Source organism: Thalassolituus oleivorans MIL-1, assembly GCF_000355675.1.
Taxonomy (GTDB): domain Bacteria; phylum Pseudomonadota; class Gammaproteobacteria; order Pseudomonadales; family Oceanobacteraceae; genus Thalassolituus; species Thalassolituus oleivorans.
Genome location: NC_020888.1, coordinates 3,365,241 through 3,386,482, shown reverse-complemented (window position 1 = coordinate 3,386,482; position 21,242 = coordinate 3,365,241). Strand labels below are relative to the sequence as shown.

The following is a 21,242-nucleotide window of genomic DNA, read 5'->3' as shown; positions in this document are numbered from 1 at the left end:
ATGAAGCGTTTATTCCCTATGCCTTGGCATAGTTTATTGCTCTTAATTGTATGGTTACTGCTTAATGGAGGGTCATTTGGCCATTTGATTTTGGGCAGTATTTTAGCTGTACTAATTCCACTGTTGACCCATCGCTATGTCAGTGGGCATCCTCCCATTCGACACCCTTGGAAGGCGGTACGTTATATTAGGCGTTTGCTTTGGGATATTATCGTTGCAAATATTGAAGTAGCGCAGCGAGTGCTGGCGCCCAATAGCACCCTGAAGCCGGGCTGGGTTGCTTATCCTTTACAGGTTACTGATCCCTTTCAGATGACTCTATTAGCGAGCACTATTTCGTTAACGCCGGGCACTGTTAGCGTTGAATTTTCTGAAGATCGGCGTTGGTTATATGTGCACGCACTGCATTTAGATAATACAGAAGAGTTAGTTGATTTTATTCGACGTCGGTATGAACAGCCATTGCAGGAGATTTTTGCATGTTAAAAATTGCAATTTTGCTAGCGTCTGTTTTGGTGTGTATTGCCTTGGTTTTGTGTTTGTGGCGCTTGTTTAAAGGCCCTGATATTACCGATCGTATTTTGGCACTAGATACTCTGTATATTAATAGCATCGCCTTGATTATTTTATTGGGGCTGCATCATGGATCAGCCATGTATTATGAAGGCGCCTTATTGATTGCCATGCTTGGCTTTGTTAGTACTGCAGCTTTATCCAAGTATTTATTACGTGGCGATATTATTGAATAGGTAGTGAATGAATATGGAAATGATTAGCGCCCTTTGGTTGGAAATTTTAGTTGCACTGCTGATTATGATCGGCGGTATATTCATGCTCGTTGGGTCGGTAGCGCTGGTGAAATTACCAGATTTTTTTACGCGTTTGCATGGCCCTACGAAGTCGACAACCTTAGGTATCGGAGCGACTTTGCTCGCGTCGGTTATTTGGTTTAGTGTTGTCGATGGTGAATTGCGTGTGCACGAGTTGGTTATTAGTTTATTTTTATTTATGACTGCACCGGTGTCGGCATATATGTTGGGCAAGGCTGCTTTGCATCGACGTCGTCCGACCATTGCTAGCACGCAGCACCCTAGCGTTCGTGAAAATGCAGAGCACCAGCGAGCTAATGATTAATCGAGCGCCTTAAAGCCGCTCGATTGCTTCTTGTAGTTTATCTACAGCGATAACTTCCATGCCGGGAATAGGCGCTCGTGGAGCGTTTGCTTTAGGTACAATGGCACGAGTAAAACCATGTTTTGCCGCTTCTTTTATACGCTCCTGTCCTGATGGCACTGGGCGTATTTCTCCGGACAAACCAACCTCGCCAAACACAATTAAGCCTTGCTCTAGAGGTTGATTACGGAAGCTAGAGAGTGCGGCCAATAACAATGCTAAGTCAGCTCCTGTTTCCGATACTTTTACCCCGCCCACGACATTGATATACACATCTTGATCCCCAAGATGAACGCCGCCATGACGGTGTAATACCGCAAGCAATAAATTTAAACGGTTTTGATCTAGGCCTACGGCGACACGTTTGGGGTTACCAAAATGACTATCGTCGACCAATGCTTGAATCTCAACCAAGAGTGGACGAGTGCCTTCCCAAATGACCATAACCACGCTGCCAGCAGCGGGTTCATCGCTGCGGCTAAGGAAAATGGAACTCGGGTTTTTAACCTCTTTTAGTCCGGTATCGAGCATGGCGAACACGCCGAGCTCATTAATGGCGCCAAAACGGTTTTTAATGGCACGTAGAACTCGGTAACGGCTATCCCCAGAACCTTCGAGCATGATCGAGCAGTCGATCATATGTTCGAGGACTTTTGGCCCTGCCAGTGTGCCATCTTTAGTAACGTGGCCTACTAGTAACAGGACTGTGCCTGTTTGTTTGGCAAAGCGGGTTAAATAAGCCGCGCTCTCGCGCACTTGCGATACGCTACCCGGCGCCGACTCTATGCCTTCGACATGCATAACTTGAATCGAATCAATTACAACAATCTTAGGCTTATGCTGCTGTAGTAATTGCGTTAGTCGTTCAACATTGGTTTCGCTGAGGATTTGTAAGTCGTTAAGTGGCAAACCTAAACGCTGTGCGCGCATGGCAACTTGTTGCAAGCTTTCTTCACCGGTCACATACAGCACAGGCATATGAGCCGCGAGATTGCATAAGGTTTGCAGTAGGAGCGTGGATTTCCCCGCGCCAGGATGGCCGCCAATCAAGATGGCTGATCCAGGTACGAGGCCACCACCGAGAACGCGATCGAATTCCGCCATGCCACTGGTGAAGCGCGGCACTTCGTTTAAATTGATATCGGCCAGTCTCTGTACGCCTTGGCTAGAGGTATCTCCGGCGTAACCTTCAAAGCGAGCATCGCGTGTTGGGGCTTTACTGCTCGATACTACGAATTCTTGCAAAGTATTCCATTGGCCGCAGTCAGTACATTGGCCCTGCCATTTGCTGTGGTCTGATCCGCATTCGGTACAGACGTATGCTGTTTTTTTCTTGGCCATGATCACTGCCTATTTGTCATTGCGGCCATGATAACAGGCCAAGTTCCTGCGTGGTAATGTATGCGCAACTGACTCGCATTAAATTGACCATACAGGTCTTTAGTAGGCTGGTGTTATGATACGCCCAACGTTTTTGGAGGTAGGTATGTCATTCGGTCAATTTATAGCTTTGGCGTCGTTTGTGTTGTCGATGGGGACCATCGCAGTCACTTATTATGTTGGTGTCGATCAAGGTACAGCCGAGTTTTGTAATCCATTTATTGATGGCTGTACGGATATTACGCATACCGGAATGAAAGGGGATGCAGGTTTTATTTTTCGTGGTGGAATGATCGCAGCTTGCGCGTTTTTTGTTGTGTGGTGGCAAGTGATGCGAACTTGGCTAGCGCCTGTCTCGAATAATATCGCGCTGAATATAATGCAATTTTTTGGCGTTCTGGCTGCGGTCGGCTTATTAGCGGGCACTGCGGTGCTCCTACCCGAAAAAGCCGATACGAATTGGTTTATACATGTGCGTGGCGCCAATTTATTTTTTCAGGGAATGTTGTTGGCATTAACGATTAATTTTATCTTGATTATTCGCGCTTATCGTCGCGGATTTAGCGTGCCGTCATTTCGCTTTAAAAGTGTTTTGATGTTGATTTTATGGGGTATGTTTATTAGCTTTGCCGGTGTTACTGTCGGCGTTGAAATCAGCAATGGCAAGCGCATCATTGAATGGTGGGCGACGTTATTTATTGGTATTTACTTGCTGTCGTCTTATTGGGATTGGCGGCAGGTGAGATTAGTCAGTGCTAATGCCAATAACGATTAAGTTATCGGCTCAAACTGTAAGCTAAAATTTTATCGTTTAGCGAAAGTCGCCCCATACATACTGTAAAACACTAATGGCGGTTAGGGCTGCGGTTTCGGTGCGCAGGATTCGCGGCCCTAGTAGTAAACCATCAAATCCGTTCTTTGCGCTAAGCGCGACTTCGTCGTCGCTAAAGCCGCCTTCTGGCCCGACAAGTAACGCTGTACTGCTCGGGGCCTTATCTGCCGTTAACGGCTGCTGGTTGTGTGGATGTAGTAATAGTTTTTTCTCGCAGTCGACGGTTGCCAGCCACTGACTAAGATTTAGTGGTTCATGAATGGTCGGAATCCGATTGCGACCGCTTTGCTCACAGGCGGCAATGGCAACTCGCTGCCAATGCTCCACTTTTTTGTCTAACCTTTCGCCTTTCAAACGCACATCGCAGCGTTCACTCCATAGTGGAGTAATGTCGCTAACCCCTAATTCTGTTGCTTTTTGAATGGTGAAATCCATGCGATCGCCTTTCGATACGACTTGTCCTAAGTGCAGTGATAAGGGCATAAGGGCATCGCTACGTTCGATAGCAGAAACATGAAAATGGGCAGATTTTTTGCTGACTTGGCACAGGGTCGCATTGTATTCATGGCCGTCACCATTGAACACGCGAATCGGATCGCCCTCGGTCAAGCGCAGCACTCGTATCAGGTGAATGGCCGCTTGATCATCGAGTGGGAATTCATGTGCGATGCTAAGAGGGTGCTCGGAATAAACACGGGGTCCTGGCATGGTCGTGACTCGTCAAAAGAGAAGGCCGCATCATACCAGAAACTGACGCGGCCCCAAGCCAAGATGGTGTTGTTGACCTTATTCTGCGTCGTTCTGGGCTTGGTTGCGTTCACGCAGAGCGCGCGATTGCAGTTGAAATAAATGATGAATTAGCAACTCCTGTTCAGCTTCGCGTAAGCCTTCAAAGTTTACCCGCACAAGGTAAGGTGCATCGATATTGTCTGATGCTTCCACACCAACAACCGTCCCTATTAACGACACTGGTGCGTTGGATGGTTTTAGCTGCATTTGCACGCGTAAGTTTTCGTTTTCAGCCATGGGTTCTTTACTATGAAAAGCCATGCCGCAAGCACTAAGGTTTACGCGCGTGCGCATCTCTGTCTGGCTAATTTCTTTATCCGTATTTTTATTACCCAGTGGCGAAACTAATAAATTCACTTTGCGATTGAATAAATCTAGCACTTTGGTTATTGCTGGATTTTGTGATTGCAGTTGCGCCAGTATTGAACTGATATCTCGCTCTAACTCTGCCAGTTCACTTTGATGCTGAACATGCTTCACTTTCCATTGATGAGCTTCTTCATGGGTAATCGTTTCGAAGTCTAAAATAACTTCGTCATCTAAGCGAAAATAGCGGCGTCTCTCTTCCACGATATCTCTCCTAAAGAGTGTCGTTGCTCTGATAAAAACGATGTCACTACAGAGTATCTTGTTAAAAAATTTCGTTCGGATCTAATTCAAAATCTTCTGGCTGAGCATTTGCAGCATCTTTGATGTCGCGCTGATCAGTCGGTATTTCTGGTGTATCGTCGTCATCATTTTCTTGTGTGCGCAAAATAATAATTTCTACTCGTCTATTGCGTGCGCGCGAAGCATCATCTGTGTTGGCAACGAGCGGCTGTTTGTCTGCATGACCCACGACCTGAAAACGACTTTCGTCCATTTCAGGAGCAATAAATAGCTCCTCAGCAAAGGCAGTTGCGCGTGCAGTGGATAACGCCCAGTTAGAGCGAAAGCGCCCGCCCTTTAATGGGATATCATCCGTGTGACCCTCTACCGATATACGCCCAGGAATCGTTACCAGTACTTCCCGTATTTTATCGATTACGGGTAAGAAGCGATCCTCAATATAATCTGAGCCGGAACGGAAGGTGTCCTTCTGTTGAATTCGGATAATAATTTTTTTCCCGACTGTTTCAATTTCAACTTGTCCTTGCGCGATTTCCTCTTCTAATTTAGCGGCTATCTCCATTGCTTGAGCTTCACTTTTTTTCGTTTCTGCTTCGCTATCTGTGCTTGGCACGACCACTTCACGCGTCAACATGCCTTGGTCGCCCTGACGAGTTTCCTGTTGAGTGATTTCGTCTTGGCATAGCACTTCAAGCGAGCTTTTAGTGATATCGCTGGTTTTTTGTCGTACTTCGTTTATCGGCGTTGGCTCAGGAATCGACGGACTAAAGTGGCGCGCGATAATACTGGTCCCTTTTGGGGGATCACTAACGTTAACGAGAGTTTGCACGCCAAAGGCTTCTCTGAGTTCACCAGCTAAGCGCTTGAATTTAAGGGCGTCCATTTCCGAGAATGAAAGCAACAAAACGAAAAAGCACATTAGCAGTGACATTAGATCTGCAAATGTCATTACCCAAGCTGGAATACCAGCAGGACACGGTGGACATTCTTGTTCTTCTTCAGCAGCCATAGTGATTAATCATCCGCCGTCGCGCGCTTACCTTCTTGCACGTAGGCTTGCAGCATAGATTCAATAACTCGAGGATTTTGACCGCTTTGAATAGCTAAAAGAGCATCAATAATCATGGATTTGAGCGTATCTTCTTCAGCCTTGCGCAGCGATAATTTATCGGCAATCGGTAACATCAACATGGTTGCCATCATGGCACCATACAAGGTGGTGAGAAGTGCTACGGCCATCGCCGGGCCAATGGATTTAGGATCATCCATGTTGGCCAACATGGCTACTAGACCAATCAAAGTACCGATCATTCCCATCGCCGGACCTACGTCCCCCATGGCCTTAAAAATGGTAATACCGGTATCGTGACGTTCGCTGGCGAGTTTCATTTCTTTACTGAGTAAGGTGCGCACCACGTCTGGGTCATGGCCATCCACGAGCAGCTGGATGCCTTTGCCTAAAAATTCGTCGCTAACTTCTTTCCCTTCCAGAGAAAGCAAGCCGCCTTTGCGTGCAAGTCCGGCCATCTCGACGATTTCACCGATCAGGGCTTCTGGTTTTACCAATTTAAACGCAAATGCCTTGCCGGCTATTTTGAATGCTCCTAAAAATTGCCCGAGTTCGAATTTCATTAATACGGCAAACATACTGCCGACGACCACGATAAGTATTGAAGGGACGTTAACGAACATGGAAATATCGCCCCCTAATATCATCGCCATAATAACGATACCAAAGGCCCCGAGGACGCCAACTAATGATGCGAGATCCACTGTTACTCCTTGCACTTGCGATAGGATAAATGCATTTCTTTGTAATTGAGTGTAGTCAACCAGGCATTTTCTTCCTGCTCTGAGTGATAAAATTGTTTTCTATTTCACGCTTTAGCAGCGGTTGACCATGGTTCGCCTTGGGTTTAGTGTGGCCGCACTTATGAAGAGCATTTGATATGAAAGAAGTAAAAGCAGAATTTGAATTTGAATCCGCCCTTACTGAGCTTGAGCAGCTTGTGAATCATATGGAGAGTGGTGAGCTGAGTCTTGAAGACTCTCTTAAAGCATTTGAGCAGGGCGTGAATTTAACGCGCCAGTGCCAGCAATCGTTAGCAGCGGCCGAGCAACGCGTACAAGTGTTGATTGAGCACAGTGGCCAGAGCGTGTCTCAACCATTCGTAACGGGTGATGAACGGGGATGAAGCTAGACCAAATCCAAGGGCGATTAGCGACCTGTTTTGAGCAACAACTGACTACCCTGAATAGCAGTGATCCGCGTTTAGCGGATGCAATGCGTTATGGCGTTATGAATGGTGGTAAACGCGTTCGGCCATTTCTTGTTTACGCCACGGTAGAAGCGCTGGGTGGTTCGCCAGAACAAGCTGATGTAGCCGCCGTCGCGATTGAAATGATTCATAGTTACAGCCTAGTGCACGACGATTTACCGGCTATGGATAACGATGATTTGCGACGCGGTAAACCGACTTGTCACATTGCCTTTGATGAAGCGACCGCTATTTTGGCGGGTGACGCTTTGCTAACAGGAGCGTTCGAGTTATTGGCGAATGCGCCATTGCAGTCTGATACTCAGCGTTTGCAATTGATTCGAATCCTATCGAGTGCTGCAGGTACTGCGGGTATGGTTGCTGGTCAGAGTATTGATCTCGGGCATGTGGGCAAAGACATGACGCTCGCCGCATTGGAACGAATGCATCGCCATAAAACCGGAGCCTTAATTCGCGCTGCTGTGTTAATGGGCGCAGCTTGTGTTAGCACTAACTTACCAACAGAGCAGCGGGATGCTCTCATAAGTTATGCAGAGGCTATTGGTTTGGCTTTTCAAGTGCAGGATGACATTCTCGATATTGAAAGTGATACCGCTACGTTAGGTAAACCTCAGGGTGCCGATATTGCTCTGAATAAACCGACTTACCCAGCCTTGCTTGGGCTGGAAGGTGCTCGCGCTAAAGCAGCCGAGCTGGTGGCAGAGGCGCACAAGGCTTTAACCTGCCTGCCTGGTGACACGAATACATTAGCCACCTTGGCCAATTACATTGTGGAGCGTAAGCACTAAGCTTAACCTCAATGTTTGAACTATGGTTTAGCTTGATGGCCAAATTATGCTGAGAAAGGCACACTTCTGTGACCGGAGCCTATTATTCGCGCTACTCATTGGCGGCAACAGTCGTTAGAATGGCAGCCTTTTCATCGGTGGCATTTGTTAGTCATTCTCAGATCTAGCCAAAAGCCCCCCAATACCCGGATGTCGCAGCTGTTTTGATGTTTACCGAGATTCCCAGTACCCGTCCTGTAACGCCTCTGTTGGATCAAATTGATTCTCCCGCAGATTTGCGTTCTTTGGATGCCTCTCTGTTACCTCAGGTTTGCCTCGAGTTGCGTGAGTTCCTGCTGTATAGCGTTGGCCAATCCGGCGGGCATTTTGCTGCAGGCTTAGGGGTGGTTGAGCTTACCGTTGCATTACATCATGTTTTTGATACGCCTTCGGATAAATTGGTTTGGGATGTAGGTCACCAAGCCTATCCGCATAAAATACTGACAGGGCGTCGTGAAGCGATGCCAACGATTCGTACAGCGGAAGGTCCTGCTGCCTTTCCTCTGCGTTCAGAAAGCCCTTACGATACCTTCGGTGTTGGTCATTCCAGCACCTCGATTAGCGCCGCACTAGGTATGGCTCTAGCCTTTAGAGCGCAAAAAAAACCGCGTGAAACTGTTGCGATTATTGGTGATGGTGCGATTACGGCAGGCATGGCCTTTGAAGCGTTAAACCATGCTGGTCATGAAAAAGCCGATATGTTGGTGATCTTGAACGACAACGATATGTCGATCTCTAACAACGTGGGTGCTTTGAATAAATACTTCACTCGTATTTGGTCTAGCCGTACGTATTCAGCTATGCGCAGTGGCAGTAAAAAGGTGTTGGAAAAGATTCCTGCGGCATGGGAGTTTGCGCGTAAAACTGAAGAGCACATGAAGGGCATGGTTGCTCCCGGCACTTTGTTTGAAGAGTTAGGATTTAACTACTACGGCCCGATTGATGGGCACGATCTCAATGAGCTGATTAATACGTTAGAAAACCTGAAAAAATTATCTGGCCCGCGTTTTTTGCATATAGTGACGCGCAAAGGTAAGGGATTCGAGCCAGCAGAAAAAGATCCGATCAAATATCATGCGTTGAAGCCCATCGCGACTCCTCCTGTTGCCGTTAAAAAGCCGACGTATTCGAATGTTTTCGGTGAATGGTTATGTGATATGGCTGCTGTTGATGAGCGTTTGATGGCGATCACGCCAGCCATGTGTGAAGGCTCAGACATGGTGCGTTTCTCACACGAATATCCCGATCGCTATTTCGATGTCGCTATTGCGGAGCAGCATGCAGTGACGCTTGCTGCGGGCTTAGCTTGCGAAGGTAGCAAACCTGTTGTGGCGATATACTCGACCTTCTTACAGCGCGGTTATGATCAGTTGATTCATGATGTGGCATTGCAGAATCTCGATGTACTATTTGCGATTGATCGCGCTGGGTTAGTGGGTGAAGACGGCCCAACTCATCATGGCGCATACGACATTAGCTATATGCGCTGTATTCCTAATATCGTCATCATGACACCTTCGGATGAAGCCGAGTGTCGCAATATGCTTTATTCCGGCTATCAGCATATTGGTCCTGCGGCTGTACGCTATCCACGAGGATCAGGTGCTGGCGTTGCTACCCGTACCAATATGGAATTACTCGAACTTGGTAAGGGCATTGTGCGTCGTACGTCTGGCGTCGATAGTGGCCAGCGTGTCGCCTTTTTGGTTTTTGGCGCTCCGTTAGTTGAAGCTATGAAGGTAGCTGAAATTATAGACGCGACTGTCGTTGATATGCGTTTTGTGAAGCCGTTGGATGAAGCACTCGTTAGAGAGATGGCTTCAAGCCATGATCTTATCGTTACTCTCGAAGAAAACGCCATCATGGGTGGTGCTGGTAGTGCGGTATTAGAGTGTATTAGTGCCTCACATATCTTGTGTCATGTTTTAACATTGGGTATCCCAGATCATTACATCGAGCACGACACACCATCTCGGCAGTGGCGCGATTGTGGTTTAGATCAAGCTGGAATCCTTAAAGCTGTGCGTCAGCGTCTCGTAAGTCAGGCATAACCCCCGCTAGACTCCCTGCACATTCCGGAAATCCTGCTTTACTTGAAGGCAGGTCAATCCGTTGGAGGAGCAGGTGCCACAACGACATCTCCTCGTGATTATTATTTTGTCTATGGGCGTGAGTGCCTGTGTCTACCTAACGGGTAGTTACATGGAGCAAACACGAGCCCAGGGAGTTGCTCGACAAGTACTTGAGCGAGTTTATATTCGCGCACTGCGTGAATATTACGGCATGTTAAATGATGTTCATGCCACCCTCTACCCAAGCTCGAACGACACGCCGGATACTTTGCAGCCCTTGGCTGGTGGTCGATCCTCCCTTGGCCCTCATATTGTTGTTGCCCCTCAAGCGAAGACATTGAAACAGAACACGGATTGGCAGGTGAAGCTCAATTTAGCGGAACTTGACGGTGAAGTTCGGCCTCCTAGAGTCGATGCCCCTGCGACTAATTTGTTACTCGATATTACCGACGAAGACAAGCATATGGGCGTGCGTATATCGGTTGATGCATGGATGACGGGTTTGTTGGCCGATATGGGTTTTCATGACATTCGCTATCGTATGAGTGAGCGGATTGATGGGCCAGTGACCCAATCGACAATGGAAGTATTTAATGACTTTCTTCTTCCCGAGTTAGCCATCAGTTTTGAAGCTAGCAGTATTCGCCAGTCGTTTTATAACCCCTTCGTGCCGTTATTATTAGCGCTTATCAGTGGTTTGGTAATGGCGATGCTATTGATGTTTGCCTATCGCCGTCAGCGTGCGGAGGAGGCGCTGGATATGAGCCTTCATCGAGAGGAGGGCTTAACGACGCAATTAGAGCGAGCTTCAGAGCATATGCAATCCGCTGAGCGCTTAGCCAGTTTGGGAGAAATAGCGGCTGGCATTGCGCATGAAATCTATAATCCCATCGCCTATATCGAAAGTAATTTAGATGGGTTGCGGGAGGATCTAACCGCCCTTACTGAATTTATTCAAATTATTGATCATGCTTCGGATCATTTAGATATTCGCTCACCGTTTTATCAAGAGCTGCTGGTGGCGTATCAACGTCTGCAAATACAAGATACCTGTATGCTGGCACCGCAGCGATTACAGGATTGTACTGATGGCATTGCGCGGGTTGATCAGATTGTCAGGGATATGAAAAAACTGAGTCGTCACAATAGTTCTGAAAAACGTATTTGCGATGTTAATAGCGATTTAAACAGTGTCATCAATATCGCCCGTAGCCGCATTAACTCGAATACCACTTTAGAGATCAACCTCGTTGAATGCCCACCAATTGTCTGTAGTCCATCTCAGATAGGTCAGGTTGTGATGAATTTACTGGTTAATGCGATTCAGGCATTGGGCGATGAGGGTGGAGTTATTTGTCTGACTGAGAAAATAGTCGACCAGCATTTGAAAATCAGTGTTAGTGACACGGGTACGGGAATGTCTACCGAGGTTGCCAGTCGAATATTTGAACCCTTCTTTACCACAAAGCCAGAAGACCAAGGTACCGGTATGGGGCTGGCTTTGTGCTACAAGTTAATACAGGAACATAACGGTAATATTGAGCTAACTACCGAAGTCGGCCATGGAAGCTGCTTCACTGTGGTGTTACCTATGAATCGCGGGGATGGTAAAGATGTTAACGGAAAGTAGTCATGATCAGGTTACAGAGAAGCAAGGGCGGCTGTTATTAGTTGATGACGAGCCTGGTGTTTTACAGGCACTGAAGCGACTCTTCTATCGCCAGTTCGATGTCGTTGTTGCAAACAGTGGAGACGAAGCGATCGAGCAATTGAACAACGGCTCTTTCGATATGATTATTTCTGATATGCGCATGCCGGGAATGAATGGGGCGCAGTTACTCAAGACATGCTTTGAAACATGGCCGCAGATGATTCGTGTATTGCTGACGGGATATTCTGACTTGGATTCAGCCATTAAAGCCGTGAACGAAGGGAATATTTATCGTTATATTTCCAAGCCATGGGATAATGATCAGCTTCGCACTATGGTGGTTGAGGCCTTAGAGTCGCGCGATTTAAAGGCTGCGAATGTGCGTTTAAGTGCACATATCGTTGATCAGAATGAAGAACTTGCAAGGTTGAATCGAGAGTTGCAAGTGAAGTTCCAAGGCGCCACTAATGCGGTTGGTGAAGCTGAAGCTAAGTTGCAAGAAGCTTATCAAACCTTGCGCCAAGAGTTTGATGCCATGGTGCATATCTTGGTGGGCATCATGGAAGCACGCAATGGTGAGGAGAGGGGCAGTACTGACAAAATCGCCATTCTCACCAAAACTTTCGCCATCGCAGCCAAGCTGGACGATGCGCGCGTCGATGACATTTACTACGCAACTTTGTTACGTAATATCGGCAAAGTAGGTTTGGCAGATGCGATACTCACTAAGGCAATTTCGCAAATGTCGAATGCCGAAAAGGCGGAGTATGGTCGCTTTACGATTAATGGCCAAACCTCACTTATGCTGCTTGAACCACTGCAAAATGCCGCTAACATCATTCGTTCGCATATGGAATTGTACAACGGCAAAGGTTTCCCGGACCGTTTAGCGGGCGATGCTATTCCGAAAGAAGCGCGAATACTGAGAATTGTTGGCGACTTTGTTGAGTTACAACGAGAGCACAACTTCTTGGGTGAAACGTTAACGGAAGAAGATGCTAAAACCTATTTAGTACGAATGGCTGGGCAGCGTTACGATCGCGAGCTGGTGGATGTTTTTGTTGAAGTGCTCGATAGCTTTGATGGTGGCGTCGTACCGAACATGGAACGTATTCCGATCACCGAGGCCAAAGTAGGCATGATATTAGCCGGTAATTTGGTGAGTCCGGGTGGTGCAGTACTGCTACCCACGGATACCGAATTGAACGAACGCCATGTTGCTAAGTTAGCGACGTTGAGTCGCCAGTTTGAAGGGCATCAAATCATGCTGCATATTCGTCGAATTCAAAAATAAAGGCGCTGTTTCGCGCCTTTATTTTTATTCACAAGAAACTAGATAGCTTCTGGGTCGTCGTCTTGATGAGTCATCATATGACCCAGCTTGCTGGCTTTTGTATTTAAGTAGCCATCGTTATGCGGGTTACGACCAACTTCTAATGCAACGCGTTCAACGACACGAGCGCCAGCTTCGGATAAGGCTTTTACCTTACGTGGATTGTTGGTCATCAAGCGAATACCTTTCACACCTAAGTGTTCTAGCATAGGGCGGCACATGCTGTAGTCGCGCATGTCAGCACCAAAGCCCAGTCGCTCGTTAGCTTCTACGGTATCTGCCCCTTGATCTTGTAAATGATAAGCGCGGATTTTGTTTAATAAGCCAATTCCACGACCTTCTTGGCGTAGATACAAAACGACACCGCGCCCAGCTTCTGCAACGGCACGTAGGGCTTCTTCTAGTTGGTAGCCACAATCGCAACGCATGCTAAATAAAGCGTCTCCAGTAAGACACTCAGAGTGCGCGCGAGCCAAAACTGGCTTACCATCGGCTATGTCACCCATACTTAAGGCGACGTGTTCCTTGCCTGTTTCTGTGTCCTCGAAGCCGTGCATGGTGAAGGTACCAAACGGTGTCGGCAGTTTTGATGAGGCGATGAAATTGATACTCAAGGGGCCAACCCTCAGGGTAAAACAGGGCGCGTATTCTAGCAGCCTAGGCTCGGCATGACTAATATCTATGCAAAAATGGTTGGCTCGGATTTAACAATAGACTAATTCAGGAGTGGGATAGTGATCTGGATCTTGGCGTTTGTACTCGTTCTTATCGTCGTGGTGGGGCCATCACAATGGGTGAAATGGGTTCTGAAACGTTATTCTGCGGAACGTGCGGATTTTCCCGGTACTGGCGGTGATATGGCGCGGCATTTAATCACACGACTTGAATTAGGCGGTGTACAGGTCGAGGAAACTGAGGGTGGTGATCACTATGACCCCTCAAGTAAAACCGTGCGATTAACTAAAGATAAGCTCGATGGACGCTCTCTGACAGCCGTTGTCGTTGCTGCACATGAAGTTGGTCATGCCTTGCAAGATCATCTTGGCGAGGCATCGTTTAAGTTAAGATCCGGACTGGCGGTGTTTAGCTATATTTTTCAGAAAATCGCCCCTGCAGCATTAATCGCCGCGCCATTACTGGCGGTCTGGAATCCGGCGATTTCTCGCTGGGCATTTATGGCTGCTATTGGCTCCATGCTGGTCAGTACTCTAGTGAGCCTAGTGACCCTGCCTGTTGAGTGGAACGCTAGTTTTGGTAAGGCTTTGCCGATTTTGCAAAGTGGGGATTATCTCAGTGATGATGACATGCGGGGCGCGCGGCGTATTCTATTTGCCGCGGCCATGACCTATGTGGCTGGTTCGTTAATCAGTTTGTTGAGTGTGGGCGCTTGGTTGAGAATGCTGCGGCGTTAGCGTTAAACAATGAATGCTGTCCCCTGCAGCACTAACAAGGCAAATACACCTGCCAGTACGTCATCAATCATAATGCCGAAGCCACCGTGAACTTTTTGATCTAGCCATTTAATCGGCCAAGGTTTGAGAATATCGAAGAAGCGGAATAAGGCGACGCCATACGCTAGCCAGCCTAGGTTTGCCATGGCGCTATCGCTGTTCGGTAGCCATAACAAGGTTAGCCAGACCCCGATCCATTCATCCCACACAATACCGCCGTGATCGTGCACGCCCATATCGCGCGAGGTGATTTCGCAGATGACAACGCCAAGAGCAAAACCGGCAATAAGAACCCCTAAATAGGCGGATAGCGGTGCACCATCTAGAAACAACCACCAAACCGGCACGGCGGCGAGAGTACCAAAGGTGCCCGGTGCTTTTTTTACTAACCCTGAGCCAAGACCAAAGGCGAGCAGATGGATTGGGTTTTTCATATTTGCTGGTGTCACAGGTTTCTCTCTTAATAGGCGGTGGTAAAAATATCTCGTATTTATATCGTATCGAGTGGATCAACGTCTAAATTCCAGCGTACTTTGCCAAAGCCTTTCAGCTGCTGCAAATACTGCACGAGGGCTTCTAAGGTTTGATGCAGTGGAACGCGCCCTGGACAGAACAATTGCAGTTGGTAACGGAAGCGCCCAGCTCGTCGTTCCATAATCGCAGGAAACGGCCCGAGTAGCGTTACCGGTGCATTATCATGAGCATGTTGGCGCTGCCAATCTTGAATAAAGGCACGCGCCTGTTGCAGTAGTTGTTGGGTTTGAATGCGATCTTCACACTCGCTGCGCAGCAAAGCCATGTGAGTATAGGGTGGTAGCTGCTGTAGCTGGCGCTCCTGCAGCATGGACAGGGCTAACGCATGATAGCCACTGTCAATCAGGAGATTGAGTTGTGGGTGATCGGCATACAAGGTTTGAATCCATACTTGCCCGGGGCTATCAGCCCGCCCAGCTCGTCCGGATACTTGTTCGATTAATTGCGCGCTGTGCTCCATGCCGCGAAAATCGGCACTGAACAATCCGGCATCGCTATCGAGAATCACCACCAAGGTCACATCCGGAAAATGATGCCCTTTGGCCAGCATTTGTGTGCCGACCAAAATGCACGAGCCTCCGGTGTGAATCTCATTAAATAGCTCGTCGAACGCCTGTTTATTGCGCACCGTATCGCGATCAACGCGGCGAATTGGGCGTTGCGGAAATAGCTGCGCGAGCTGCTCTTCAATGCGCTCGGTGCCTTGGCCTACGGCTTCTACTTTATGGCTTTGGCACTGCGGGCAATGCGCGGGAATACCTTGTTGAAAATCGCAATGGTGGCAATGCAAGTGCGGTGGATATTGGTGCAGGGTTAAGCGTGCATCACAGCGGCGACATTCCGCCATCCAGCCGCAATCACGACACGCGAGCAAGGGCGCAAAACCGCGACGGTTAATAAATACCAGCACCTGCTTATTATTTTCTAAATGTTTTTGCATGGCTGCCAACACGGGTTGGGCAAACCCTGCCGTTAGTGGCTGATGCAATATACTGTGCAGCTTCATTTGCGGCGGTTTGGCTTTGCCGGCACGTTGGGACAGTTTTAAGTGTAAATAGCGACCCGTCAGCGCATTGTGCAAGGTTTCTAAAGAGGGCGTTGCTGAACCCAGTACGATGGGCACTTGGCTTTGATGCGCACGCACTAAGGCGAAGTCGCGAGCGGAATAGCGCAAACCATCTTGCTGCTTAAACGAGCCGTCGTGTTCTTCGTCCAAAATAATCAGACCAAGTTCTGGCATGGGGGTAAACACTGCCGAGCGTGTTCCGATAAGAATGCGGGCTTTGCCTTCGCTGACCTGACGCCAACCTTGTAGGCGTTCACGATCATTCAAACTACTGTGCAACAGCGCAACGGGGACATTAAAGCGTTCTTGAAAGCGCTGAACCGTTTGTGGGGTAAGGCCAATTTCTGGCACCAACACCAAGGCTTGCTGGCCCTTACTCAATACCTGATTAATTAAACGTAGATAGACTTCGGTTTTGCCAGAACCGGTAACGCCTTCTAGCAAACAAGCTTTAAAACGACCTAAGTAGGGCTCAATCGCATGCAAAGCGGCTTGTTGTTCAGCATTTAAGGTGTGAAATACCGGATCAACGGCTGGAATATTCGGTAGCGGTAGGGCTTCTTCCTCAACAATCAGTCCAAGCTCGGCAAGGCGCTTAAGTTGTGCAAGGGCAAAGCCAGCTGCCGTCATATCGGCATGAGCCCAGCATTCGCTGTGCTGAAATTTTTTCCACAAAGCAATTTGCTTTTCGCCGCGCAGTTTTGGATTCGTGTCGACATTGGCGATGCGACGCCAAATACGCTCATTGGCTTCGCTGAGTGAGCAGCCACGGCGTAACATCACCGGCAGCATGTGCTCTAGCACTTCGCCTAAGCTGTGATGGTAGTAATCGGCTAACCAGCGACACAAAGTCAAGCTGTGCTCATTGATTAAGGGGGCGTCATCACAACGTTCGAGCAGGGCTCGTAATTTATTCTGCGGAACTTCCGTGTGGTTTTTGCAACCAACAACGATGCCAGTAAGCAACTGTCGGCCGAATTCGGCGCGCACACGTTGGCCCGGAAGGTAGTGTTCTTGCGTGTCGTTTTGCACCGGTAAATAATCGAACGTGCGGTGCAATGGGACGGGGAGAGCGATCTCAACTACAAAAAAGGACATGAAAAGACTTGCTGCTTAGGTCGGCTCTGGTATTATGCGCGTCCTTATTGCCCTTGCAAGGGCAACTTGTATTTAAATCATTAGCTAGTAACGCGGTGCTTGGCGACAGTCGGCAGGTGGCGGCGTGAAGACATGAGGTGTCCTATGAAAGAAGGTATTCATCCAGAATACGCTGCTCTAGAAGCAACTTGTTCTTGTGGTAACGTGGTTAAAACCCGTTCAACTAAGCCTGGTACTATGTACTTGGACGTATGTTCTGCTTGTCACCCGTTCTACACTGGTAAGCAGAAAGTTCTGGACACTGGTGGTCGTATCGACAAGTTCCAGAAGCGTTTCGGTGGCTTCAAGAAGTAATAGCCCCAAAGCGAATGAAGAAACCCGTCTCGTGCGGGTTTTTTTATGCCTAGCGATTAGGGTTTTAGCCATTAAATCTCGATTTTTTCAGATTCTGCTACGCTTAGATTGTAATGATTTAACGTGAGCACCAGTTATGGCAAAAAGCGAAGAGGAAGAGGTTGAACTCACCGAAGTTCAGCGGATTGCGGCGTTGGAGGACTCGGTGTCCCTCAATCGTAAGATCGTATTTGTGCTGGCTATCCTCGCTATTGTTGGTCTTTCTACGGCTTCAACTCTAGGCATTGTTAGTTTGTTGCAGCCTGACGTTGAGTACGTCGATAAGCGCGCATTAACCCTGTTGCAAGAAGAAGTGGATGCGTTGCGAAAGCAAGCGACTGAGTCTGCAGAAAGTTTTAGCCAAGCGAAACAAATATTGGATAGCAGCAGTGCTACTGCTTTCAAAAGTGTGTTGTTGGATCAAGAACAGAGCTATCAATCGCACTTAACTGCTTTGAAACAAGGGATGCGTGATCTTGCCAGAATGCTGCCGGGTTCGCGTACATGGTTAGATATGTACGATGAGCAAATGAATGCTGCGATAGCTCAGAGTGTAGCGCGGAGTAAGCAACTTGCTGCTCTGCAAACCAATGCTTTGCCAATTCCACAAGCCATTCCTGGACAAGCAGCGACTGCCTCAAAACCATGAGTGCAGTCGCCGTTAGCTAACTTTAACCGCGGTGGTCGGACACAAATGGGTTATGTAGGCGCTCATTACCAAAGGTGGAATTAGGGCCGTGACCGCACACAAATTCAACGTTATCGCCCAGAGGAAATAACTTTTCACGGATGGATTCTAGTAATTGTTGGTGGTTTCCTTTCGGAAAATCGGTACGACCAATCGAACCATTAAAAATAACATCTCCCACCTGCGCGAATTGATTCTCTTTGTTGTAGAACACGACATGCCCTGGGGTATGACCGGGGCAATGAATCACATCCAATTCGACGTCACCAACCTGCACCTTATCGCCATCATCTAGCCATTGCGTAGGGGTGAATTTTTCTACGGCTGGAAAGCCAAACATGGCCGACTGTTGCGGCAAGGCCTGAATCCAAAAATCATCATCTTTATGCGGACCAATAATCGGCAGGCTGAGCTGTTTGGCGAGTGCTGCGGTGCCACCTGCATGGTCAATGTGAGCATGCGTCAGTAAAATCTTAGTGGGCTTAGCGCCCATGGAATCGAGCTGTTCAATAATACGATTGATATCGCCACCGGGATCAATAATCGCGGCTTCAAGAGTTTTTTTGCACATAGCAATAGTGCAGTTTTGCGCAAAGGCAGTAACGGGGACGACGGCGATAACAAGAGACATGATAAACCTTTCTACAACAATCATGAGCTAAAGATGAGGCGCAAGAGTAGCGCGCTAGCGCCTTCTAGAAAAGGACTAGTGTTGTCGTATAGGCCAACCCTCACGACAAAGCGGGCAACCGCGAGTCACACTCGATATCGGTGCCCGTTTATTGCAGGCTGGGTTCAAAACGCTTCGACTTTAGGTTGTACCTGCTCGTACTGCGGCATGCCCATACCCACTGTGGCATTAACATAGGTCGGGTCGGCAATGGTGTAGTGTTTTCCGCCAAAGTTGATAGAGCTGCCTACTGCCGGTTCGGTGAAGGCCACTGCTGTGGCTACGTGTCCAGGATAATCCAAAATCACGACATCTAAATTTAATAGTGTTTCGGTTAACCAAGCAAATAGCGCAGCGCGATCTTCACAGTCAGAGTATGGGTAGTACAAGGTCTCTAGCGGAAATAAATAATTTTCGTAATGAAATTGCTGCTCATCGGTTTGATACGCAAATGCGGTTTGTACAAATCGCAGTAAGCGATTAACAGCAACCACTTCACTTTGACCGTTAATCATCGGCCGCAGTTGCGTAAGTAAAGCATCTTTTGCGTTAGCGGGCAGTCCTGCGCGAAAGTAACGACGCAGCGGTAGCTGCGGCAAGCTGTTTAAATAGGCTATTTGTGCGTCGGTGTAGGGAATGTCGACACGCCATTCTTGCCCAGCATCAGTGAATGTTAACTGGCGTACTTTAGGTTCGCCACGGGCCATGAATGCATCCGCAGGGATAAAGCGCATTTGCGTGCGCGCTGCATCGTATTGCCCTTGATAGGTATAGGCTTGAGAGCTTGAGTAAGGACGCTTATCGGGACTTTGTAGCGCGTTGTTTAAGGTGTAATAACGCTTATCGTTTAAGGTGAAGTAAGTAACGCCAAATACCGGCTCGTCTGCGGGCATTAATAATAAAATCGAATTGTTAAATGCAACCCGGGCGTCGTATCCCGATTTAACCAGCAAGAACCAACTCAATAATGAGCGGCTATTATCATCACGCGGATATAACGTCCCTGAAAACGCTGCAGTGAGTTGCAACATGGCCCAATCGCTTAGCTGTAATTCGTGTTGAATTTGCAGTAAGCGTTCGACTGTGGGCTGAAAATTACTCAGCGCCATGCTTTGCCATTGATTCGCGATCATGTCGCTATTAGGGCTGCCTTTAGCGGGCTTAATCAGTTTGGTATCGTATGGCACTTCGATGGCATAGCCATAAAAGTTGAACTCCGCGCTGGGTTGCTGGCTCGGTGCTAATGGAGTGATGGCTACTGTAGGTGGTGGAACGGTTAGCGGCGGAGTGGGAGTCGCTTGTGGTTGGCTATCAATAATGGGTTCGTTTGCAATCGGCTCTTTTATTACAGGCGCTTTTGGCAGCTCAACGGGTTTAGGTTCTGTGTTTTGTTGTTCAGGGCGTTTCAGCTCAACGGGGTCCCAGCTTTCCTTTAAAAAGCCAATAAAAGCACGGTCATTTTCATCGAGGTACTGCTGAAACGTTTCTTTTGTTTGTTGCCGCCACTGGGCAAATTCATCCGCAGCAGAGCGCGGATTGGAGGGCGTGTTGGCGTAGCTGGATAGCGTTGTGAGACTACAAAGACTCGTTACCGCCAATGAAATACCTATGTGTTTTAGCGTCAGCATGGCTTTGCCCCAAAAGTGTCGTTGTCTGCAAAATTCTTATTATGTGATAGCGCGCTTGGTGCCCATAGTATCTAACAATCATAAAAAAAGCCGGTGAGGAATAATCCAGCACCGGCTTTTATACGAACTACGGATTACTTACGTTTAGCGATTTCAGCTGCTAATTCATCGAAAGATTTTTCCGCTTGGAATTTCTGCCACAATGCTTTTTCGTTATTCATTGAGGTTTTGATTGCTTGCTCAGCCAATTGGTTCACTGTATCTGCATCTAAGCCTACCAAAACGACCATGCCGCCGGTTGGGGTTGGCATTTGACGGAAGATTTTAGAACCAACTAAGGTTTGTTTTGTGATCTGTTTAGTGACCGATGTGTTCACGCGATCAACCGTTTCCGCATCACCTGCCCCTGTGGTTTCTGCGTACTGTTTGATCATGTTTTCCACTTCTACTTGCATGGTTTGTGCAAGTTCAACACGTGCTGCAGTGGCGGCCATCTGTTTCATGAAGTTCGGGCCTGCGGCTGATTTGTCGGAATAACCAACAGCGGACAGATCCAAGCCTTCGACTGGAGCGCCACAAACCCACTCAGGCGCTGCTTGGCCAGAGCCATCAGCAAATGCACAACTAACAGCTTCTTGTGGTACAGGTTGATTCGACGAGCAAGCAACTAACAAAGTAGCCGCCGCAGCAGCGAAAAGATTACGGATGTTCATCCTGACTCTCCTTCAATCTTGCATTAAATAATTTCTCCGAGCATAGCGGATGGATT

Annotated in this window: 23 protein-coding genes; 12 read left to right on the top strand and 11 right to left on the bottom strand. The window is 48.0% G+C overall.

Annotated features, from left to right (window positions below; all coding sequences use genetic code 11):
- From TOL_RS15570 to TOL_RS15560, 3 genes are read left to right on the top strand one after another with little or no spacing between them, the layout of a single operon-like run.
- Window positions 1–486 carry a Na+/H+ antiporter subunit E gene (locus TOL_RS15570; RefSeq protein WP_015488331.1) on the top strand — a complete coding sequence of 162 codons (486 nt, stop codon included), beginning with the start codon at window positions 1–3 and terminating at the stop codon, window positions 484–486.
- Complete coding sequence (locus tag TOL_RS15565) at window positions 480–749, top strand: K+/H+ antiporter subunit F (protein ID WP_015488330.1); 270 nt, start codon at window positions 480–482, stop codon at window positions 747–749. Before TOL_RS15570 ends, TOL_RS15565 begins: the two co-directional genes overlap by 7 nt.
- 7 nt (window positions 750–756) lie before the next feature.
- Window positions 757–1,134, top strand: a complete 378-nt coding sequence (locus TOL_RS15560) for a Na+/H+ antiporter subunit G (protein WP_025266353.1) — start codon at window positions 757–759, stop codon at window positions 1,132–1,134.
- 9 nt (window positions 1,135–1,143) lie between these two features.
- Here the strand turns inward: TOL_RS15560 and radA are convergent, their stop codons facing one another.
- The gene (gene radA, locus TOL_RS15555) at window positions 1,144–2,514 is read right to left on the bottom strand and encodes a DNA repair protein RadA (RefSeq protein ID WP_015488328.1); all 1,371 of its coding nucleotides are present in this window, start codon (window positions 2,512–2,514) and stop codon (window positions 1,144–1,146) included.
- A 145-nt stretch (window positions 2,515–2,659) separates the two neighbouring features.
- Between radA and TOL_RS15550 the strand changes: the two genes are divergently transcribed.
- A complete protein-coding gene (locus TOL_RS15550; protein WP_015488327.1) occupies window positions 2,660–3,328 on the top strand; it encodes a Frag1/DRAM/Sfk1 family protein in 669 nt (222 codons plus the stop codon).
- A 36-nt stretch (window positions 3,329–3,364) separates the two neighbouring features.
- Here the strand turns inward: TOL_RS15550 and TOL_RS15545 are convergent, their stop codons facing one another.
- The 4 genes from TOL_RS15545 to pomA all read right to left on the bottom strand — a co-directional run bounded on the left by TOL_RS15545 (window position 3,365) and on the right by pomA (window position 6,556).
- Window positions 3,365–4,093 (bottom strand): 16S rRNA (uracil(1498)-N(3))-methyltransferase, encoded by a 729-nt coding sequence (locus TOL_RS15545; RefSeq protein WP_015488326.1) that lies wholly within the window; start codon window positions 4,091–4,093, stop codon window positions 3,365–3,367.
- Window positions 4,094–4,171: 78 nt separating this feature from the next.
- Window positions 4,172–4,744: a PilZ domain-containing protein gene (locus tag TOL_RS15540; protein WP_015488325.1), complete on the bottom strand. Its 573-nt coding sequence runs from the start codon at window positions 4,742–4,744 to the stop codon at window positions 4,172–4,174.
- Between the two features lie 61 nt (window positions 4,745–4,805).
- The gene (locus TOL_RS15535; protein ID WP_015488324.1) at window positions 4,806–5,792 is read right to left on the bottom strand and encodes a flagellar motor protein MotB; all 987 of its coding nucleotides are present in this window, start codon (window positions 5,790–5,792) and stop codon (window positions 4,806–4,808) included.
- Between the two features lie 5 nt (window positions 5,793–5,797).
- Window positions 5,798–6,556 (bottom strand): flagellar motor protein PomA, encoded by a 759-nt coding sequence (pomA, locus tag TOL_RS15530; RefSeq protein ID WP_025266351.1) that lies wholly within the window; start codon window positions 6,554–6,556, stop codon window positions 5,798–5,800.
- Between the two features lie 176 nt (window positions 6,557–6,732).
- On the opposite strand from pomA, the gene TOL_RS15525 reads away from it, so the two are divergent.
- The 5 genes from TOL_RS15525 to nosR all read left to right on the top strand — a co-directional run bounded on the left by TOL_RS15525 (window position 6,733) and on the right by nosR (window position 12,906).
- Complete coding sequence (locus tag TOL_RS15525; RefSeq protein ID WP_015488322.1) at window positions 6,733–6,978, top strand: exodeoxyribonuclease VII small subunit; 246 nt, start codon at window positions 6,733–6,735, stop codon at window positions 6,976–6,978.
- Window positions 6,975–7,850 (top strand): (2E,6E)-farnesyl diphosphate synthase, encoded by an 876-nt coding sequence (ispA, locus tag TOL_RS15520; protein WP_015488321.1) that lies wholly within the window; start codon window positions 6,975–6,977, stop codon window positions 7,848–7,850. The genes TOL_RS15525 and ispA overlap by 4 nt, the downstream gene beginning before the upstream one ends.
- A 206-nt stretch (window positions 7,851–8,056) precedes the next feature.
- On the top strand, window positions 8,057–9,940 hold the full coding sequence (gene dxs / locus TOL_RS15515) for a 1-deoxy-D-xylulose-5-phosphate synthase (RefSeq protein ID WP_015488320.1): 1,884 nt from the start codon (window positions 8,057–8,059) through the stop codon (window positions 9,938–9,940).
- Between the two features lie 73 nt (window positions 9,941–10,013).
- Entirely contained in the window at window positions 10,014–11,591 is a 1,578-nt protein-coding gene (locus TOL_RS15510; protein WP_144055385.1) for a sensor histidine kinase, read from the top strand.
- Complete coding sequence (nosR, locus tag TOL_RS15505) at window positions 11,575–12,906, top strand: response regulator c-di-GMP phosphodiesterase, NosR family (RefSeq protein WP_015488318.1); 1,332 nt, start codon at window positions 11,575–11,577, stop codon at window positions 12,904–12,906. Before TOL_RS15510 ends, nosR begins: the two co-directional genes overlap by 17 nt.
- Window positions 12,907–12,944: 38 nt before the next feature.
- On the opposite strand, the gene ribA is transcribed toward nosR, so the two are convergent.
- Window positions 12,945–13,559 (bottom strand): GTP cyclohydrolase II, encoded by a 615-nt coding sequence (ribA, locus tag TOL_RS15500; RefSeq protein ID WP_025266347.1) that lies wholly within the window; start codon window positions 13,557–13,559, stop codon window positions 12,945–12,947.
- A 120-nt stretch (window positions 13,560–13,679) separates the two neighbouring features.
- Between ribA and TOL_RS15495 the strand changes: the two genes are divergently transcribed.
- Entirely contained in the window at window positions 13,680–14,357 is a 678-nt protein-coding gene (locus TOL_RS15495) for a zinc metallopeptidase (protein ID WP_015488316.1), read from the top strand.
- 2 nt (window positions 14,358–14,359) lie between these two features.
- On the opposite strand, the gene TOL_RS15490 is transcribed toward TOL_RS15495, so the two are convergent.
- Window positions 14,360–14,845, bottom strand: coding sequence for a phosphatidylglycerophosphatase A family protein (locus tag TOL_RS15490; protein ID WP_015488315.1), 486 nt, complete (start codon window positions 14,843–14,845; stop codon window positions 14,360–14,362).
- 41 nt (window positions 14,846–14,886) lie between these two features.
- Complete coding sequence (locus tag TOL_RS15485; protein WP_015488314.1) at window positions 14,887–17,094, bottom strand: primosomal protein N'; 2,208 nt, start codon at window positions 17,092–17,094, stop codon at window positions 14,887–14,889.
- A 144-nt stretch (window positions 17,095–17,238) separates the two neighbouring features.
- Here TOL_RS15485 and rpmE point away from each other — a divergent pair, with 144 nt between their 5' ends.
- Window positions 17,239–17,448, top strand: coding sequence for a 50S ribosomal protein L31 (gene rpmE, locus TOL_RS15480; RefSeq protein WP_015488313.1), 210 nt, complete (start codon window positions 17,239–17,241; stop codon window positions 17,446–17,448).
- Window positions 17,449–17,584: 136 nt separating this feature from the next.
- Entirely contained in the window at window positions 17,585–18,136 is a 552-nt protein-coding gene (locus tag TOL_RS15475; protein WP_015488312.1) for a hypothetical protein, read from the top strand.
- Between the two features lie 22 nt (window positions 18,137–18,158).
- Here TOL_RS15475 and TOL_RS15470 read toward each other — a convergent pair whose 3' ends face one another.
- The 3 genes from TOL_RS15470 to TOL_RS15460 all read right to left on the bottom strand — a co-directional run bounded on the left by TOL_RS15470 (window position 18,159) and on the right by TOL_RS15460 (window position 21,186).
- On the bottom strand, window positions 18,159–18,806 hold the full coding sequence (locus TOL_RS15470; RefSeq protein ID WP_015488311.1) for an MBL fold metallo-hydrolase: 648 nt from the start codon (window positions 18,804–18,806) through the stop codon (window positions 18,159–18,161).
- A 164-nt stretch (window positions 18,807–18,970) separates the two neighbouring features.
- The gene (locus TOL_RS15465; protein ID WP_015488310.1) at window positions 18,971–20,473 is read right to left on the bottom strand and encodes a hypothetical protein; all 1,503 of its coding nucleotides are present in this window, start codon (window positions 20,471–20,473) and stop codon (window positions 18,971–18,973) included.
- 134 nt (window positions 20,474–20,607) lie between these two features.
- On the bottom strand, window positions 20,608–21,186 hold the full coding sequence (locus TOL_RS15460; protein ID WP_015488309.1) for an LPP20 family lipoprotein: 579 nt from the start codon (window positions 21,184–21,186) through the stop codon (window positions 20,608–20,610).
- Window positions 21,187–21,242 lie beyond the last annotated feature (56 nt).

Bases quoted from the DNA above. Each gene is read 5' to 3' on its own strand.
- nosR (WP_015488318.1), top strand. From the start codon at position 11,575: ATGTTAACGGAAAGTAGTCATGATCAGGTTACAGAGAAGCAAGGGCGG.
- TOL_RS15565 (WP_015488330.1), top strand. From the start codon at position 480: ATGTTAAAAATTGCAATTTTGCTAGCGTCTGTTTTGGTGTGTATTGCC.
- TOL_RS15550 (WP_015488327.1), top strand. From the start codon at position 2,660: ATGTCATTCGGTCAATTTATAGCTTTGGCGTCGTTTGTGTTGTCGATG.
- TOL_RS15460 (WP_015488309.1), bottom strand. From the start codon at position 21,186: ATGAACATCCGTAATCTTTTCGCTGCTGCGGCGGCTACTTTGTTAGTT.
- TOL_RS15570 (WP_015488331.1), top strand. From the start codon at position 1: ATGAAGCGTTTATTCCCTATGCCTTGGCATAGTTTATTGCTCTTAATT.
- TOL_RS15525 (WP_015488322.1), top strand. From the start codon at position 6,733: ATGAAAGAAGTAAAAGCAGAATTTGAATTTGAATCCGCCCTTACTGAG.
- TOL_RS15470 (WP_015488311.1), bottom strand. From the start codon at position 18,806: ATGTCTCTTGTTATCGCCGTCGTCCCCGTTACTGCCTTTGCGCAAAAC.
- TOL_RS15560 (WP_025266353.1), top strand. From the start codon at position 757: ATGAATATGGAAATGATTAGCGCCCTTTGGTTGGAAATTTTAGTTGCA.
- TOL_RS15465 (WP_015488310.1), bottom strand. From the start codon at position 20,473: ATGCTGACGCTAAAACACATAGGTATTTCATTGGCGGTAACGAGTCTT.
- TOL_RS15475 (WP_015488312.1), top strand. From the start codon at position 17,585: ATGGCAAAAAGCGAAGAGGAAGAGGTTGAACTCACCGAAGTTCAGCGG.
- TOL_RS15545 (WP_015488326.1), bottom strand. From the start codon at position 4,093: ATGCCAGGACCCCGTGTTTATTCCGAGCACCCTCTTAGCATCGCACAT.
- ispA (WP_015488321.1), top strand. From the start codon at position 6,975: ATGAAGCTAGACCAAATCCAAGGGCGATTAGCGACCTGTTTTGAGCAA.
- rpmE (WP_015488313.1), top strand. From the start codon at position 17,239: ATGAAAGAAGGTATTCATCCAGAATACGCTGCTCTAGAAGCAACTTGT.
- TOL_RS15485 (WP_015488314.1), bottom strand. From the start codon at position 17,094: ATGTCCTTTTTTGTAGTTGAGATCGCTCTCCCCGTCCCATTGCACCGC.
- radA (WP_015488328.1), bottom strand. From the start codon at position 2,514: ATGGCCAAGAAAAAAACAGCATACGTCTGTACCGAATGCGGATCAGAC.
- dxs (WP_015488320.1), top strand. From the start codon at position 8,057: ATGTTTACCGAGATTCCCAGTACCCGTCCTGTAACGCCTCTGTTGGAT.
- TOL_RS15535 (WP_015488324.1), bottom strand. From the start codon at position 5,792: ATGGCTGCTGAAGAAGAACAAGAATGTCCACCGTGTCCTGCTGGTATT.